Genomic DNA, 16427 nt, shown 5'->3' on the forward strand with positions numbered 1-16427 from the left:
CCCGGTGTTCGGTTGTTCCCGCAGGTCAGGGCTGTTGGTGGGGTCAGTGGGGGTGGGGGAGGTAGGGGGTGGGTTCCCGGGCCGGGAGGGTGGCTGAGCCGGTGGGGCCGGCGGGGGCGGGCTCGCGGGGGAGGTCGGACGGGAGGAGGGAGCCGATCCAGAGGTCGCGGCGGGTGCCGTCGTGCACCAGCTTGGCGCGCAGGGTGCCCTCCCGGTGGAAGCCGACCTTGCGGGCGACCGCCCAGGAGCCTTCGTTGCCGGCCTCGGCGAGCCATTCCAGGCGTTCCACGCCCAGTTCGTGGAAGGCCCAGCGGGCCACGGCGCCGGCGGCTTCCGCGGTGTAGCCCCGGCCGCGCTGCTCCTTCGCCGTCCAGTAGCCGAGCTCGGCCTGCCGCTCCAGGGTGCGCAGCTGGTCGAGGCGGAGCAGCGCCATGGAACCGACCAGGGAGCCGCCGGCCCGGGTGACGACGGCGAAGGTGTAGGAGGTGTCGTTCCGCCAGCCCTCCGCGGCGACGGTGCCGACGAACCCCTCCGCGTCGGCGAGGCCGTACGGCGAGGGGACGGCGGTCCAGCGGGGGATGTCGGGGTCCTGACAGGCGGCGTGTACCGCGGGCACGTCCGAGGGCTCGAAGGGGCGCAGCAGGAGGCGGTCGGTGGTGAGGGCGACGGGCTTCATGCGGTGAGTCTGCTGTGGTGTGCACCGCATCGCGAGCCGTTTTCGTCATGATTCCGGGCACTGCGGTGAAGGAGTGCCGGGAGTGGTTCCGGGAGTATGCGCGGGAAGTTTCCGGCGGTTCGGCGGAAACTTCCCCGGCACCTTCTCCCGGGCTCGTGCGTTGACGAGGCGAGGGGTCGGCGGGCTCGACTGCGTCGGACCTCCCGGCCGGACAGCGTCCTCCTTTACGATGGCCGTTGCGGCGGGGCCTGCCCCCTTGGAAACATGCCGCGCCCGCGCACTCGACCGTGCAGGCCCGACCGGCAAGGAGACCAGCCCAAGTGTCCGTCTTGACGAAGATCATGCGTGCAGGCGAAGGAAAGATCCTGCGCAAGCTGCACCGCATCGCGGGCCAGGTGAACTCCATCGAGGAGGACTTCGCGGCCCTCTCCGACGCCGAGCTGCGGGCGCTCACCGACGAGTACAAGCAGCGCTACGCGGACGGTGAGAGCCTCGACGACCTGCTGCCCGAGGCGTTCGCCACGGTCCGGGAGGGCGCCAAGCGGGTGCTCGGCCAGCGGCACTACGACGTCCAGCTGATGGGCGGTGCCGCCCTGCACCTCGGCTACGTCGCGGAGATGAAGACCGGTGAGGGCAAGACCCTGGTGGGTACCCTCCCGGCGTATCTGAACGCGCTGTCCGGCAAGGGCGTGCACCTGATCACGGTCAACGACTACCTCGCCGAGCGCGACTCCGAGATGATGGGCCGGGTCCACAAGTTCCTGGGCCTGACCGTGGGCTGCATCCTGGCCGACATGACGCCGGCTCAGCGCCGCGAGCAGTACGGCTGCGACATCACCTACGGCACCAACAACGAGTTCGGCTTCGACTACCTGCGCGACAACATGGCGTGGTCGCAGGACGAACTGGTCCAGCGGGGCCACAACTTCGCGATCGTCGACGAGGTCGACTCGATCCTGGTGGACGAGGCCCGTACGCCGCTGATCATCTCCGGTCCGGCGGACTCGGCCACCAAGTGGTACGGCGACTTCGCCAAGTTGGTGCAGCGCCTCAAGCGGGGCGAGGCGGCCAACCCGCAGCGCGGTGTCGAGGAGACCGGCGACTACGACGTCGACGAGAAGAAGCGCACCGTCGGCATCCACGAGTCCGGTGTCGGCAAGGTCGAGGACTGGCTGGGCATCGACAACCTCTACGAGTCGGTCAACACGCCGCTGGTCGGGTACCTCAACAACGCGATCAAGGCCAAGGAGCTGTTCAAGCTCGACAAGGACTACGTCGTCATCGACGGCGAGGTCATGATCGTCGACGAGCACACCGGCCGTATCCTCGCCGGCCGCCGCTACAACGAGGGCATGCACCAGGCCATCGAGGCGAAGGAGGGTGTGGAGATCAAGGACGAGAACCAGACGCTCGCCACGATCACCCTCCAGAACTTCTTCCGCCTCTACGGCAAGCTCTCCGGCATGACCGGTACGGCCATGACCGAGGCCGCGGAGTTCCACCAGATCTACAAGCTCGGCGTCGTCCCGATCCCGACGAACCGGCCGATGGTCCGCAAGGACCAGGCGGACCTGATCTACCGCACCGAGCCCGCGAAGTTCGACGCGGTCGTCGAGGACATCGCCGAGAAGCACGAGAAGGGCCAGCCGATCCTGGTCGGCACCACCTCGGTCGAGAAGTCCGAGTACCTCTCGCAGCAGCTCAAGAAGCGCGGCATCGCCCACGAGGTGCTCAACGCCAAGCAGCACGACCGGGAGGCGTCGATCGTCGCCCAGGCGGGCCGCAAGGGCGCGGTGACGGTCGCCACCAACATGGCCGGCCGCGGTACGGACATCAAGCTCGGCGGCAACCCCGACACCCTCGCCGAGGCCGAGCTGCGCCAGGCGGGCCTGGACCCGGTCGAGCACGTGGAGGAGTGGGCGGCCGCGCTGCCCGCCGCCCTGGAGCGCGCCGAGGCGGCCGTCAAGGCGGAGTTCGAGGAGGTCAAGGAGCTCGGCGGGCTCTACGTCCTGGGCACCGAGCGGCACGAGTCGCGGCGCATCGACAACCAGCTGCGCGGTCGTTCCGGCCGGCAGGGCGACCCGGGCGAGTCGCGGTTCTACCTCTCCCTGGGCGATGACCTGATGCGGCTGTTCAAGGCGCAGATGGTCGAGCGGGTCATGGCGATGGCCAACGTGCCCGACGACGTGCCGATCGAGAACAAGATGGTGACCCGGGCGATCGCCTCCGCCCAGTCGCAGGTCGAGCAGCAGAACTTCGAGACCCGCAAGAACGTCCTGAAGTACGACGAGGTCCTCAACCGTCAGCGCGAGGTCATCTACGGCGAGCGGCGCCGCGTCCTGGAGGGCGAGGACCTCCAGGAGCAGATCAAGCACTTCATGGAAGGCACGATCGACGCCTACATCCAGGCGGAGACCGTCGAGGGCTTCGCCGAGGAGTGGGACCTGGACCGCCTGTGGGGCGCGTTCAAGCAGCTCTACCCGGTCAAGGCGACCATCGACGAGCTGGAGGAGGAGGTCGGCGACCGCGCGGGCCTGACCGCCGAGTTCATCGCCGACGCCATCAAGGACGACATCCACGAGCAGTACGCCGCCCGCGAGGAGCAGCTGGGCTCGGAGATCATGCGGGAGTTGGAGCGCCGCGTGGTGCTGTCCGTCCTGGACCGCAAGTGGCGTGAGCACCTCTACGAGATGGACTACCTCCAGGAGGGCATCGGCCTGCGGGCGATGGCCCAGAAGGACCCGCTGGTCGAGTACCAGCGCGAGGGCTTCGACATGTTCACCGCGATGATGGAGGGCATCAAGGAGGAGTCCGTCGGCTACCTGTTCAACCTGGAGGTCCAGGTGGAGCAGCAGGTCGAGGAGGTCCCGGTGGAGGAGGCCGCCGAGCGCGCCCCGCTGGACCAGGGCGGCGAGGTGGCCGTCCCGGCGGCGGCCGGCACGGGGCGTCCGGAGATCCACGCCAAGGGCCTGGAGGCGCCGCAGCGGCCCGACCGGCTGCACTTCACCGCGCCCAAGGTCGACGGTGACGGAAGTGTCATCGAGGGTGACTTCGTCAGCGATGCGGAGGGCGACGGTCCGGCCCGGTCCGAGGCCGACGGGCTGACGCGTGCGGAGCGGCGCAAGGCGCAGAAGAGCGGGGGCCGCCGCCGCAAGAAGTGAGCCGCAGGCCGCGCGGCGGAAACTGCAGCGGAGGGCGCTCTGGCCGTGGTCGGCCGGGGCGCCCTTCGTGCTGCCCGGGCCCGGCCCGTCGGGCGGGCTCTAGGGGAGGGGGCCGATGTCGAGGGCGGCGCAGCGCCAGCGGGCGTCGGTGCCGCGTTCCAGGCGGAACGCCAGGGCGCGCAGGCGGGCGCCGGTGGTGATGCGGGCGAACGCCTCGATGACGCCGTCGCGGGGGCGGCACAGGCCGCATGCGTGGAGGGCCGGGACGGGGGCGCGCAGGCCCGGGGCGACGTAGGGGCGCAGGGGTGAGCGCGGGGCGAGTTCGGCGAGCTGGTCGTAGGCGGCGGGCAGGGCGTGCCCGAGGAGGGCGTGGACGGGCCGCTGGGCGCTCAGGGTGAGCAGGAGCTGGTGGGCGAACCAGAGGTGGGGCCGGTTCTCGTGGGCGCTGCGCCGGGCACCAGGGGTGGGCAGTGGGGTGCCCCGGCTGGCGGTCGGGTCGGCGGGGCGGCATTCGGTGGTGGTGCGGGTGAGGTGTGGGGTGCGGGTGGGGCCGCGGTTGCCGGGGGAGCCGGGGCCGCGGCCCGCGGGGCCGGTGGGGCGGCGGGTGCCGCGGCGGGTCGGGGGAGCGGTGCGGCGCGGTGCGGCGGGCGCCGGCGCCGGTTCGGGCGGGGTGCCGGGGGCGCTCGGGGCGTCGGGGACGCGGTCGGTGGGGGAGCGGCGGGGGCGGGGGACGGTCGGGGCGGGCGCCGGGCCGCCGGCGGTGGGCGTGGCCGGTGTCGGGGCGCCGGGGTGCGGGCCTTGGGGGGCCGGGCCTGCCGGGGCCGGGCGGGTGTCCGTCGTGGCGCCGGTCGCTGCGGTGTTCTCGCTGGTCGTGTCGGTCATCGCGGTGCCCCCTCGTGCCGGATCCGGAGTGATTACCGGTCGGTAGCTTGTGGTGTGGGATCTTGTCGGCGGGGCGCCGGGGGCGGCAAGGCGCGCGGCCGTCCGGGGTACGGCGGCGGATTTTCACCCGTCCGTGGCGCGGGCCCGGGATCATGCGGCGGGGCCGGGTCGCCGGAGAGTCACGGGCCGGGTGTGGCGGGAGGTGCGGGGGCGGCACGATGGGGGACGCACGGCCGTATGCTGGCGGGGCATTGTTCTGGATCTAGCGAGAGCGGCTGTTATGCGTGTCTACGTTCCCCTGACGCTTTCCGGGCTCGCTGCGGCACACCGGAGCGGTGAGCTGGGGGCCGGCCCGCTGCTCGCGTACGCCGTCACGCCCGCACTGCGGGAGTGGTACGTGTCGGACGACATCGAGGAGCTGGAGTACGCGGCGCTGAACCGCGCGGCGCAGGCGTCGCTGCGGCTGCTGGCCGGGCACCCGGAGACGCCCCGGCGGCGGGTCGTGGTGGCGGTGGACGTGCCGGACCGGAACGCGGCCGTGGACCCGGACCGGGGGCTGGACCAGTCCGCGCTGGGCGAGGTGCGGATCACCGGGCCGGTGCCGCTGTCGAAGGCGGCGGCGGTGCACGTGGACGCCGCGGACGCGGTGGAGGACGTGGCGGCGGCCGCGGCGGCGCTGGGCGCGGCCGACCTCGGCGACGACGACGCGCAGTTCACGGTGGACGGCGCGGAGGACCACGACCTGATGTGGTTCGGGGTGCAGGAGATTCCGCAGTTGCTGGGGTGATGCCCCGGCGCGGCGGCCCGGCCGTCGGCCCGACGCCGTTGTCAGTGGCGGCGGGTACGGTTTTCCCCATGGCAATCGCGTGGGGGAAGGACCGGGGGGACGGCATGGGGAAGCCAGCAGCGCACATCGTGTGGGACTGGAACGGCACCCTGTTCCACGACATCGACGCCGTGATCGCGGCGACCAACTCCGCCTTCGCGGAGATCGGCCTGGAGCCGATCACGCTGGAGCGGTACCGCGAGCTGTACTGCGTACCGGTGCCGCGGTTCTACGAGCGGCTGATGGGCCGCCTGCCGACCGAGGCCGAGTGGCTGGTGATGGACGCCACCTTCCACCGGTACTACACCGAGCACCGGGCGGGGTGCGGCCTCGCCGAGGGCGCGGAGACGCTGCTGGCTTCCTGGCAGGCGGCCGGCCGGAGCCAGTCGATCCTCAGCATGTTCGGCCACGACGAGCTGATACCGCTGGTCAGCGGCCTGGGCATCGCCTCGCGGTTCGTCCGGGTCGAGGGCCGCATGGGGCCGTCCGGGGGATCGAAGAGCGCGCAGATGGTCGGTCATCTGGCGGCTCTGGAGAGCATCGACCCGGGGCGTACGGTGGTGATCGGGGACGCCGTGGACGATGCGGTGGCCGCGCGTGACGCGGGAGCCCTCGCGGTGCTGTACACCGGCGGTTCGCACAGCCGGAGCAGTCTGACGGCCGCCGGAGTGCCGGTGGTGGACAGCCTCGCCGAGGCCGTGCAGGTCGCGGAGGACATCGTCGCCTAGGCCGGGTCCGCGAAGTCCCGTCGTTCCCCGGAGGGCGGGTCGGCCCGCCGCGCAGCGGCCTGCGGCGCCCCGGCCGCCACACCTACACATACGCCACCCCGGCTCCCCATTGTCCAGAAGGGCCAAGTTAAGGGTCTGGTTTTACGTGCACGGCGCATAACGGGGCACTTGCCGGGAGAGATAGCCTTGCACCGTGATCAGCGCGATAGTCCGCGGGGGTGGCAAGGCCCCCGGCGTGCGCCCGGGACACCACCGTGACCGGGCGACTGCTGATCGTTGCGGCCGCCAATCCATGTCGACTTCGTCAAAACTCGTCGACGGCGGCGCGGCCTTCCCCCATCGCGGCATAGCGTCGACAGCGACAGGACACCCCGCGTCGCGGTGGCGTTGTGCGGCTTCCACAGCCCTTCCCACGTTTTTCCACAACGTCACGCAACGGCGCGCGACAGGAGCCAGAGGACATGCAGACCAAGCTGGACGAAGCCAAGAACGAGCTGCTTGCAAGGGCCGCCCGGGTAGGTGAGAGCAGCCCGGCCGGGGCGAAGACCCCGGTGCGCGGACTGGACCCGGACACCCTTGCGGGATACCTCCAGCGCTACTACCTGCACACCGCCCCGGAGGACCTCGCCGACCGCGACCCGGTCGATGTCTTCGGTGCCGCGCTTTCCCACTTCCGCCTCGCCGAGCACCGGCCCCAGGGCACCGCGAATGTGCGGGTGCACACCCCGACCGTCGAGGAGAACGGCTGGACGTGCAGCCACTCCGTCGTCGAGGTGGTCACCGACGACATGCCCTTCCTGGTCGACTCGGTCACCAACGAGCTCTCGCGGCAGGGGCGCGGCATCCATGTCGTGATCCACCCGCAGCTGATCGTTCGCCGGGACGTCACCGGCAAGCTGATCGAGGTCCTCGACATCAACGGCGACGTCCACGGCCTCAACGGCGGCCGCAAGACCGCCGAGCTGCCGCACGACGCGGTCGTCGAGTCCTGGATCCACGTCGAGATCGACCGCGAGACCGACCGGGACGACCTCAAGCAGATCACCGCCGATCTGCTGCGGGTGCTCTCCGACGTCCGCGAGGCCGTCGAGGACTGGGACAAGATGCGCTCCGCCTCCCTGCGGATCGCCGAGGAGCTGCCCGCCGAGCCGATCGCCGACGACATCCGCGCGGAGGAGGTCGAGGAGGCCCGGGAGCTGCTGCGCTGGCTCTCCGACGACCACTTCACCTTCCTCGGCTACCGCGAGTACGAGCTCGCCTGCGCGCCCTGCGAGGACGGCACCGAGGAGGACGTCCTCACCGCGATCCCCGGCACCGGCCTGGGCATCCTGCGCTCCGACCCGGCGCACCGCGAGAGCGACGTCGGCCACCCCGTCTCGCCGTCCTTCAACCGGCTGCCCGCGGACGCCCGCGCCAAGGCCCGCGAGCACAAGCTGCTGATCCTCACCAAGGCCAACAGCCGCGCCACCGTCCACCGGCCCTCCTACCTCGACTACGTCGGGGTGAAGAAGTTCGACAAGGACGGCAACGTCATCGGGGAGCGCCGCTTCCTGGGCCTCTTCTCCTCGGCCGCGTACACCGAGTCCGTCCGACGGGTGCCGGTGATCCGCCGCAAGGTCGCCGAGGTCCTGGAGGGCGCCGGCTTCAGCCCGAACAGCCACGACGGCCGCGACCTGCTCCAGATCCTGGAGACCTACCCGCGCGACGAGCTGTTCCAGACCCCGGCCGACGAGCTGCGGTCCATCGCCACCAGCGTGCTCTACCTCCAAGAGCGCCGCCGCCTGCGGCTCTACCTCCGCCAGGACGAGTACGGCCGCTACTACTCCGCGCTCGTCTACCTCCCGCGGGACCGCTACACCACCGGTGTCCGGCTGCGGCTGATCGACATCCTCAAGGAGGAGCTGGGCGGCACCAGCGTCGACTTCACCGCCTGGAACACCGAGTCGGTGCTCTCCCGGCTGCACTTCCTCATCCGGGTCGAGCCCGGCACCGCCCTGTCCGAGCTCACCGACGCGGACGTGGACCGCATCGAGGCCCGGCTGGTGGAGGCCGCCCGCTCCTGGGCCGACGGCTTCGCCGAGGCGCTGACCGCCGAGGTCGGCGAGGAGCGCGCCGCCGAACTGCTGCGCCGCTACGCCCACGCCTTCCCCGAGGGCTACAAGGCCGACAACAACCCGCGCAGCGCGGTCGCCGACCTCCAGCACCTGGAGAAGCTCACCGGGGAGCCGGGCCGCGACTTCGCGGTCAGCCTCTACGAGCCGGTCAACGCCAGCCCCGGTGAGCGCCGCTTCAAGATCTACCGCCGCGGTGAGCCGGTCTCGCTGTCGAAGGTGCTGCCCGGCCTCAACCGCCTGGGCGTCGAGGTCGTCGACGAGCGCCCGCACGAGCTGCGCTGCGCCGACGCCACCCTCGCCTGGATCTACGACTTCGGTCTGCGGATGCCCGATTACGTCTCGGGCGACGACTCCCGCGAGCGCTTCCAGGAGGCGTTCACCGCGGTGTGGACGGGCGCCGCCGAGAGCGACGACTTCAACCAGCTGGTGCTGCGGGCCGGTCTCGACTGGCGCCAGGCGATGGTGCTCCGCGCCTACGCCAAGTACCTGCGGCAGGCCGGCTCGACCTTCAGCCAGACGTACATGGAGGACACCCTCTCCAACAACGTCCACACCACCCGGCTGCTGGTCTCGCTCTTCGAGGCCCGGATGTCCCCGGAGCGGCAGAGCGCCGGCACCGAGCTGACCGACGGGCTGCTGGAGGAGCTGGACGGCGCCCTGGACCAGGTCGCCTCCCTCGACGAGGACCGCATCCTGCGCTCCTTCCTCACCGTCATCAAGGCGACCCTGCGCACCAACCACTACCAGCGCGACAGCGCGGGCCGGCCGCACTCCTACCTGTCGATGAAGCTGGACCCGCAGGCCATCCCCGATCTGCCGGCGCCCCGCCCGGCGTACGAGATCTGGGTGTACTCGCCCCGCGTCGAGGGCGTCCACCTGCGGTTCGGCAAGGTCGCACGCGGTGGTCTGCGCTGGTCGGACCGGCGGGAGGACTTCCGCACGGAGATCCTCGGCCTGGTCAAGGCGCAGATGGTCAAGAACACCGTGATCGTGCCGGTCGGCGCCAAGGGCGGCTTCGTCGGCAAGCAGCTGCCGGACCCGGCGCAGGACCGGGACGCGTGGCTGGCCGAGGGCATCGCCTGCTACAAGACCTTCATCTCGGGTCTGCTGGACATCACCGACAACCTCGTCGGCGGCGAGGTCGTGCCGCCCAAGGACGTCGTCCGGCACGACGAGGACGACACCTACCTGGTGGTCGCCGCCGACAAGGGCACCGCGACGTTCTCCGACATCGCCAACGAGGTCGCCGAGTCCTACGGCTTCTGGCTGGGCGACGCGTTCGCCTCCGGCGGCAGCGCCGGCTACGACCACAAGGGCATGGGCATCACCGCCCGCGGCGCCTGGGAGTCGGTCAAGCGGCACTTCCGGGAGCTGGGCCACGACTCGCAGACCCAGGACTTCACCGTCGTCGGCGTCGGCGACATGTCCGGTGACGTGTTCGGCAACGGCATGCTGCTCAGCGAGCACATCCGGCTGGTCGCCGCCTTCGACCACCGGCACATCTTCCTCGACCCCAAGCCGGACGCGGCGACCTCGTACGCCGAGCGCCGCCGGCTGTTCGAGCTGCCGCGTTCCTCGTGGGCGGACTACAACACCGACCTGCTCTCGCAGGGCGGCGGGGTGCACCCGCGGTCGGCCAAGTCCATCCCGATCAACGCCCAGGTGCGGGCCGCGCTGGGCCTCGAACCCGGTGTGAAGAAGATGACGCCGGCCGACCTGATGCAGGCCATCCTCAAGGCCCCGGTCGACCTGCTGTGGAACGGCGGCATCGGCACGTACGTCAAGGCGTCCACGGAGTCGCACGCCGACGTGGGCGACAAGTCCAACGACGCGATCCGGGTCAACGGCGAGGACCTGCGGGTCAAGGTCGTCGGCGAGGGCGGCAACCTGGGCCTGACGCAGCTGGGCCGGATCGAGTTCGCCATGGCCGGCGGGAAGATCAACACCGACGCGATCGACAACAGCGCCGGTGTGGACACCTCCGACCACGAGGTCAACATCAAGATCCTGCTCAACTCCGTCGTCGCCGACGGCGACATGACGGTCAAGCAGCGGAACAAGCTCCTGGCGGAGATGACCGACGAGGTCGGCTCGCTGGTGCTGCGCAACAACTACGCGCAGAACACCGCACTGGCGCTGGCCATCGCCCAGTCCTCCAGCATGCTCCACGCCCAGCAGCGCTTCATGCGCCGTCTGGTGCGCGACGGGCACCTGGACCGGGCGCTGGAGTTCCTGCCCACCGACCGGCAGATCCGGGAGCGGCTGAACGCCGGGCGCGGCCTGACCCAGCCGGAGACCGCGGTCCTGCTCGCCTACACCAAGATCACGGTGGCCGACGAGCTGATCCAGACGGGGCTGCCGGACGACCCCTACCTCCAGCGCCTGTTGCACGCGTACTTCCCGACCGCGCTGCGGGAGAACTTCACGGGCCAGGTCGACGGGCACGCGCTGAGCCGCGAGATCGTCACCACGGTGCTGGTCAACGACACCGTCAACACCGGCGGTACGAGCTTCCTGCACCGGATGCGGGAGGAGACCGGCGCGTCGCTGGAAGAGGTCGTCCGGGCGCACACCGCGGCTCGCGCGATCTTCCGCCTCAACCAGGTCTGGGACGACGTCGAGGCGCTCGACAATGTCGTCGCGGCCGACGTCCAGACCCGGATCCGGCTGCACTCGCGCCGGCTGGTCGAGCGCGGCACCCGCTGGCTGCTCAACAACCGCCGCCAGCCCCTGGAGCTGTCCGGGACCATCGACTTCTTCTCGGAGCGGGTGGCGCAGGTCTGGGCGGAGCTGCCGAAGCTGCTCCAGGGCAGCGACCTGGAGTGGTACCAGACGATCCTGGAGGAGCTGACCGACGCCGGGGTGCCCGAGCAGCTGGCCGTCCAGGTGTCCGGCTTCTCGTCGGTCTTCCCGGCGCTGGACATCGTCGCCATCGCGGACCGGTCGGGCAAGGAGCCGCTGGCCGTCGCGGAGGTCTACTACGACCTGGGCGACCGGCTGCGGATCAACCAGCTCCTGGACCGGATCCTGGAGCTGCCGCGGAACGACCGCTGGCAGTCGATGGCCCGCGCCTCCATCCGCGAGGACCTCTTCGCGGCGCACGCCGCGCTCACCTCGGACGTGCTGTCGGTGGGCGACGGATCCGCGTCGCCGCAGGAGCGGTTCTCGGCGTGGGAGGAGGCGAACGCGGCGATCCTGACGCGGGCGCGGGCCACGCTGGAGGAGATCCACGGGTCCGAGGGGTTCGATCTGGCGAACCTCTCGGTGGCCATGCGGACCATGCGGACGCTGCTGCGTACGCACAGCTGAGGCCGGTGGGGGCGGCGCCCGGCGCCGCCCCCTTGCCCTTGAGCGCCGGACGGGCCGCCTGTGCCTGTCCGGCGCTTGTGCGTGCGGTGGGCTTCCAGGCGGGCCGGGGGGCCTGGGCGCCGGAGGGCACGGAGCATGCCGCGAGCGCCGGACGGGCCAGATGGCCTGTCCGGCGCTCGCGGCGTTGCGGGCGGGGGTGTCGCCCCTAGCCCTGGGTGAAGTCCTCGTAGGCGGCGAGGACGTCCTCGGTGGGTCCGTCCATGCGGAGGACGCCCTTCTCCAGCCACAGCACCCGGTCGCAGGTGTCGCGGATGGAGTTGTTGTTGTGGCTGACCAGGAAGACCGTGCCGGCCTCCTCGCGCAGTTCGCGGATGCGGGCCTCGGAGCGCTTCTGGAAGCGGCGGTCGCCGGTGGCCAGGGCCTCGTCGATCAGCAGCACGTCGTGGTCCTTGGCCGCCGCGATGGAGAACCGCAGCCGGGCCGCCATACCGGAGGAGTAGGTCCGCATCGGCAGTGAGATGAAGTCGCCCTTCTCGTTGATGCCGGAGAAGTCGACGATGCCGTCGTAGCGTTCGCGGACCTCCTCGCGGCTCATGCCCATCGCCAGGCCGCCGAGGATGACGTTCTTCTCGCCGGTCAGGTCGTTCATCAGGGCCGCGTTGACGCCGAGCAGCGAGGGCTGGCCGTGGGTGTAGACCTTGCCGCGCTCGGCGGGCAGCAGTCCGGCGATCGCCTGGAGCAGCGTCGACTTGCCGGAGCCGTTGGAGCCGATCAGGCCGATCGACTCGCCCTTGTAGGCGGTGAAGGAGACGCCCTTGACCGCGTGCACCTCGCGCACGTTGGTGGCGGGCTTGCGGCGGACGATGCGGCCCAGCGCCGCGGTGGCGCTGCCCTTGCCGGCGCCGGTGCCGTAGACGCGGTAGACGATGTGCAGTTGGTCGGCGATCACGGTCGGGACGCGGGCCTCGTCCGCCGCCGGGCCGGTGCCGCCCTCGTTTTCCGTCATGAACTCAGCCACGTCCGTACCGCTCCTCGGCCTTCCAGAAGTACACATAGCCCGCCACGCCCGCGAGCAGCGCCCAGCCGGCCGCGAACGCCCATACGTGCGGCGGGAGCTGGTGCGCCTTGAAGCTGTCGATCAGGGCGAAGCGCATCAGGTCGATGTAGACCGCGGCCGGGTTGCCGTTCAGCAGCACCACCACGATCTGCGGGAGGTTCTTGCCCTTGAGGATGAGGCTGATGCTGAACATCACGCCGGACGCGTACATCCAGGTCCGCATGATGAAGGGCATCAGCTGCGCCAGGTCCGGGGTCCGCGCGCCGAGCCGCGCCATGATCATCGCGAGGCCGGTGTTGAAGACGAACTGCAGCGTCAGCGCCGGGACCACCAGCAGCCACGACCAGGTCGGCACCTGCCCGAAGCACAGCAGGATGATCACCAGTACGCCCATGGAGTACAGCAGCTGCTGGAGCTGCGCCAGGCAGAACGAGATCGGCAGGCAGGCGCGCGGGAAGTGCAGCGCGCGCACCAGGCCGAGGCTGCCGGAGATCGCCCGGGTGCCGGTCATCACCGAGTTCTGCAGGAAGGTGAAGACGAAGACGCCGGTCACCAGGTACGGGATGTAGTCCGGGACGCCCTTCCGCGTGCCGATCAGCACCCCGAAGATCAAGTAGTAGACACCGGCGTTGAGCAGCGGGGTGATCACCTGCCAGAGCTGGCCGAGCTTGGAGGTGGTGTACATCGCGGTCAGCTTGGCGGTGGCGAACGAGGTGATGAAGTGCCGCCGGTGCCACAGCTGCCGGGTGTACTCGGGCAGCGAGGGGCGGGCGCCGCTCATCGTCAGGCCATGGCGTTCGGCCAGGGCGCGCAGCTCCGGGTCGGGTGCGCCGCCGGATCCGGACGGCCGGACGGGGGCCGGGGCCGGGCCGGGGGGCGGGGGAGCGAGGGTCTGGGGCATGGGGGCCGCTTTCGCTTTCGTACGGGGCCGTCGGAGTCCGGTCGGGAGGACGCCAGGGTCCGGCACGACGACGGAACGGGGCCGTATCGTCGCGACGTCGACAGTAGGACGAGTCGACGTCGAAACGCAACCGTAGCGTCGTGCCGCTAGGATCAAGGCATGGCAAAAGACGGCACCGAGAGCGAGAGAGGCCCGGCGGCGACCGGTGCGCGCCGGGCCCCGGCCGGCGCCGCCGTGCTGCGGGAGGACAAGACCGCCGCGATTCGCGCGGCGGTCTTCGAGGAGCTGGCCGCGGTCGGCTTCGCCCGGATGTCCATCGAGGGCATCGCCCGGCGGGCCGGGGTCGGCAAGACCGCCGTCTACCGGCGCTGGCGCTCCAAACTGCACCTGGTCCTGGACGTGGTCTCGGCGGTCGCCGCGGCCGGACTGCCGGCCCCGGACACCGGGTCGCTGCGCGGCGACGTCCGGACGGTGCTGGAGGTCGCGGCCCGCGCGCTGCGGCACCCGATGGCCTCGCAGATCATCCCGGACCTGCTGGCCGAGGCGGCGCGCAGCCCGGAGCTGGCCGCGGCGCTGAAGTCCGCGCTGCACGGCAGCCAGGAGGGCGTCGCCGCGGCGGTGGTGGCGCGGGCGGTGGAGCGCGGCGAGCTGCCCGCGGACGTCGATCCCCAACTGGCGCTCGACCTGCTGACCGGGCCGCTGTACTGGCGGCTGCTGGTGGTCCGCGACGAGGTGCCCGCGGGGTACCTCGACGCGCTGGCCGGGTCGGTGACGGCGGCGCTGGGCGCGGAGTAGACGGCGCGGGCGCGGCGGCGCGGGCGGGCTTCCGTGCCGCGGCCGCCCGCCATGCCGGGCGGGGCGGACGGGAAGATGGCGATCGGCTCTAGTCCTTCTTCCAGAGCGTCACCTTGGTCGCGAAGTCCGGCATGTCGCTCTCGTGGTTCGGGCTCATGCCGGTGACCTCGATCATCGCCAGGTTGCCGTCGGTGGTCTCCGTGCACAGCAGGGTGCCGACGTGGATCGTTTGGCCCTTGTCCAGTTCCTCGCGGCGCACCTGGTCGGGCAGGACGTCCGCGTGCGAGCCGTCCAGGCACGCCTGGGCGGTCCGGCCGGTACTGCGGCCCATGGGGGTGTGGAACTGCAGGCCGATCCCGGACACTCCGTTGTAGGTGATCTCGTACGGGGACTCGTCGATCTGCGCGCCGGGCACCGACTTGGGGACGTCCAGGTCGATGTAGTTGAAGCCCGCCATGGAGGGCGCGCGCAGGGCGAACGGGCGGTCCTTGAAGACGACTTGGTAGCCGGCGTTCCCGTCCGGCGTCGCGGGCGGCGCGGCGGACGAGCCGTTCTTCCCGTGCGCGGGGGTGGGGGCGGGGGCGGGCGTGCCGTGCCGGCCGGTGGCCTGGTCGCCGGAGCCGTCGCTGCGCGCCACGGTCCAGGTGATGCCGACCACGGCGAGCAGTGCCACCGCGCCGAGCGCGGCCCGCAGCAAGGGGCTGCGCCGCGGGCCGGCCGCGGGTGTGCCGGGTCCGGCGGTGGGCATCGTGTGCGGGCCGCCGGGTGTCGGCGCGGGGCCGGTGGCGGCCTGGGTCGGGGCGGCGTGCGGGCCCGTTCCCCGGGTGGGGGTGTAGCCGGGCGGGCCCTGCGTCGGCGCGTGGCCGGGCGGTGGCGGGGCGGCGGCCGGCGGCGGCTCCGGGAGCTCCTCGGCGGCGCGCTCCCGCCGGGCGATCCGGGCGGCCACGGCGGCCGGCAGCCAGTCGTCGAAGTCCCGCGGTCCGCGCCCGGACGCCGCCCGGCACAGCTCCGCCGCCTCGGCGGGCGTCGGCCGCTGCCGGGGGTCGGCGGCCAGGCAGCGGGTGAGCAGCGGGCGCAGCGCGTCCGGGTAGCCGGTGAGGTCCGGGGGGACCTGCGCGGTGTTGGCGATCCGGGTGGCGACGGTGAGGGCCGCGCTGTCCCCGTACGGGTGCCGGCCGGTGGCCGCGACCGCCGCGATCAGGCCCAGCGGGAAGAGGTCGGCGGCGGGTGTGACCTGCTCGCCGCCGGCGTGCTCGGGGGACATGTACTGCGGGGTGCCGATGAAGCCGCCGCTGCGGGTGAGCTGGGTGGCGTCGGCGGCCCGGGCGATCCCGAAGTCGATGACGTAGGGGCCCTGCGGGCCGAGCAGGACGTTGCTCGGCTTGAGGTCGCGGTGGACGATTCCGGCGGCGTGCACCGAGCCCAGGGCGGTGGCGATCGCGCCGATCAGCCGGAAGGCCGCCGGCAGGGGCAGCGGGCCGTCCCGCAGTGCCTCGTCGAGCGGCAGTCCGGGGATGAACTCCGTGGCCAGCCAGGGGAGTTCGCCGCTGGTGTCGTGGTCGAGGACCGGCACGACGTGGTAGCCCTGCACCCGTCGGGCGGCCCGGACCTCCTGCACGAAGCGGCCGCGGAAGTCCGGGTCCCGGCCGAACTCCCGGCGGATGACCTTCAGTGCGGCGGGCTGGTTGCCGCGGGTGCGGGTGAGGTACACCGTGCCCATGCCGCCCTCGCCCAGGCGGGCCAGCAGCCGGTAGCCGGCCACCTCCCGCGGGTCGTCGGGGCGCAGGGGCGTGAAGACGTCGTCGTGCGTGCTGATGTGGAGCCACCCCCCGGTAGAGAACTACCGGGGGATGCTATCCGTACACCTGTCCGGGGGCTGTCCGCCCGTCAACTCCGGCTCCGCCGCGAACAGTCCGGTGCCGCCGATCGGCTGACGGGCCTTCACCCGAAAGGGCATCCGGCGGGGCGGCGACGGGGC

Annotated in this window: 10 protein-coding genes; 5 read left to right on the plus strand and 5 right to left on the minus strand. The window is 71.8% G+C overall.

The features are described 5' to 3' along the window. Positions 1 to 43: 43 nt before the first annotated feature. Positions 44 to 676, minus strand: a complete 633-nt coding sequence (locus CG747_RS27715; protein WP_100604577.1) for a GNAT family N-acetyltransferase — start codon at positions 674 to 676, stop codon at positions 44 to 46. Positions 677 to 996: 320 nt separating this feature from the next. On the opposite strand from CG747_RS27715, the gene secA reads away from it, so the two are divergent. Beyond that, positions 997 to 3837, plus strand: coding sequence for a preprotein translocase subunit SecA (gene secA / locus CG747_RS27720; RefSeq protein ID WP_100604578.1), 2841 nt, complete (start codon positions 997 to 999; stop codon positions 3835 to 3837). A 99-nt stretch (positions 3838 to 3936) separates the two neighbouring features. On the opposite strand, the gene CG747_RS47460 is transcribed toward secA, so the two are convergent. Further along, complete coding sequence (locus tag CG747_RS47460) at positions 3937 to 4719, minus strand: Rv3235 family protein (RefSeq protein ID WP_146022164.1); 783 nt, start codon at positions 4717 to 4719, stop codon at positions 3937 to 3939. Between the two features lie 280 nt (positions 4720 to 4999). On the opposite strand from CG747_RS47460, the gene CG747_RS27730 reads away from it, so the two are divergent. The 3 genes from CG747_RS27730 to CG747_RS27740 all read left to right on the plus strand — a co-directional run bounded on the left by CG747_RS27730 (position 5000) and on the right by CG747_RS27740 (position 11696). Next, complete coding sequence (locus CG747_RS27730) at positions 5000 to 5506, plus strand: hypothetical protein (RefSeq protein ID WP_100604579.1); 507 nt, start codon at positions 5000 to 5002, stop codon at positions 5504 to 5506. A gap of 104 nt (positions 5507 to 5610) precedes the next feature. Beyond that, positions 5611 to 6273 carry an HAD family hydrolase gene (locus CG747_RS27735; RefSeq protein WP_100604580.1) on the plus strand — a complete coding sequence of 221 codons (663 nt, stop codon included), beginning with the start codon at positions 5611 to 5613 and terminating at the stop codon, positions 6271 to 6273. Positions 6274 to 6734: 461 nt separating this feature from the next. Beyond that, complete coding sequence (locus CG747_RS27740; protein WP_100604581.1) at positions 6735 to 11696, plus strand: NAD-glutamate dehydrogenase; 4962 nt, start codon at positions 6735 to 6737, stop codon at positions 11694 to 11696. 205 nt (positions 11697 to 11901) lie between these two features. Here CG747_RS27740 and CG747_RS27745 read toward each other — a convergent pair whose 3' ends face one another. Together CG747_RS27745 and CG747_RS27750 are read right to left on the minus strand one after the other, a co-directional pair. After that, entirely contained in the window at positions 11902 to 12702 is an 801-nt protein-coding gene (locus CG747_RS27745) for an ABC transporter ATP-binding protein (protein WP_100604709.1), read from the minus strand. A gap of 4 nt (positions 12703 to 12706) precedes the next feature. After that, positions 12707 to 13654, minus strand: coding sequence for an ABC transporter permease (locus tag CG747_RS27750; RefSeq protein ID WP_100604582.1), 948 nt, complete (start codon positions 13652 to 13654; stop codon positions 12707 to 12709). Positions 13655 to 13813: 159 nt separating this feature from the next. Here CG747_RS27750 and CG747_RS27755 point away from each other — a divergent pair, with 159 nt between their 5' ends. Continuing rightward, on the plus strand, positions 13814 to 14449 hold the full coding sequence (locus CG747_RS27755; RefSeq protein WP_100604583.1) for a TetR/AcrR family transcriptional regulator: 636 nt from the start codon (positions 13814 to 13816) through the stop codon (positions 14447 to 14449). Positions 14450 to 14537: 88 nt separating this feature from the next. Here the strand turns inward: CG747_RS27755 and CG747_RS27760 are convergent, their stop codons facing one another. Next, complete coding sequence (locus tag CG747_RS27760) at positions 14538 to 16211, minus strand: serine/threonine-protein kinase (RefSeq protein WP_100604584.1); 1674 nt, start codon at positions 16209 to 16211, stop codon at positions 14538 to 14540. Between the last annotated feature and the right edge of the window lie 216 nt (positions 16212 to 16427).

Origin of the sequence: Streptomyces sp. CB02959 (assembly GCF_002803155.1) — a bacterium.
Taxonomy (GTDB): domain Bacteria; phylum Actinomycetota; class Actinomycetes; order Streptomycetales; family Streptomycetaceae; genus Streptomyces.

Bases quoted from the DNA above. Each gene is read 5' to 3' on its own strand.
- CG747_RS27715 (WP_100604577.1), bottom strand. From the start codon at position 676: ATGAAGCCCGTCGCCCTCACCACCGACCGCCTCCTGCTGCGCCCCTTC.
- CG747_RS27745 (WP_100604709.1), bottom strand. From the start codon at position 12,702: ATGACGGAAAACGAGGGCGGCACCGGCCCGGCGGCGGACGAGGCCCGC.
- CG747_RS27740 (WP_100604581.1), top strand. From the start codon at position 6,735: ATGCAGACCAAGCTGGACGAAGCCAAGAACGAGCTGCTTGCAAGGGCC.
- CG747_RS27735 (WP_100604580.1), top strand. From the start codon at position 5,611: ATGGGGAAGCCAGCAGCGCACATCGTGTGGGACTGGAACGGCACCCTG.
- CG747_RS27750 (WP_100604582.1), bottom strand. From the start codon at position 13,654: ATGCCCCAGACCCTCGCTCCCCCGCCCCCCGGCCCGGCCCCGGCCCCC.
- CG747_RS27730 (WP_100604579.1), top strand. From the start codon at position 5,000: ATGCGTGTCTACGTTCCCCTGACGCTTTCCGGGCTCGCTGCGGCACAC.
- CG747_RS47460 (WP_146022164.1), bottom strand. From the start codon at position 4,719: ATGACCGACACGACCAGCGAGAACACCGCAGCGACCGGCGCCACGACG.
- CG747_RS27755 (WP_100604583.1), top strand. From the start codon at position 13,814: ATGGCAAAAGACGGCACCGAGAGCGAGAGAGGCCCGGCGGCGACCGGT.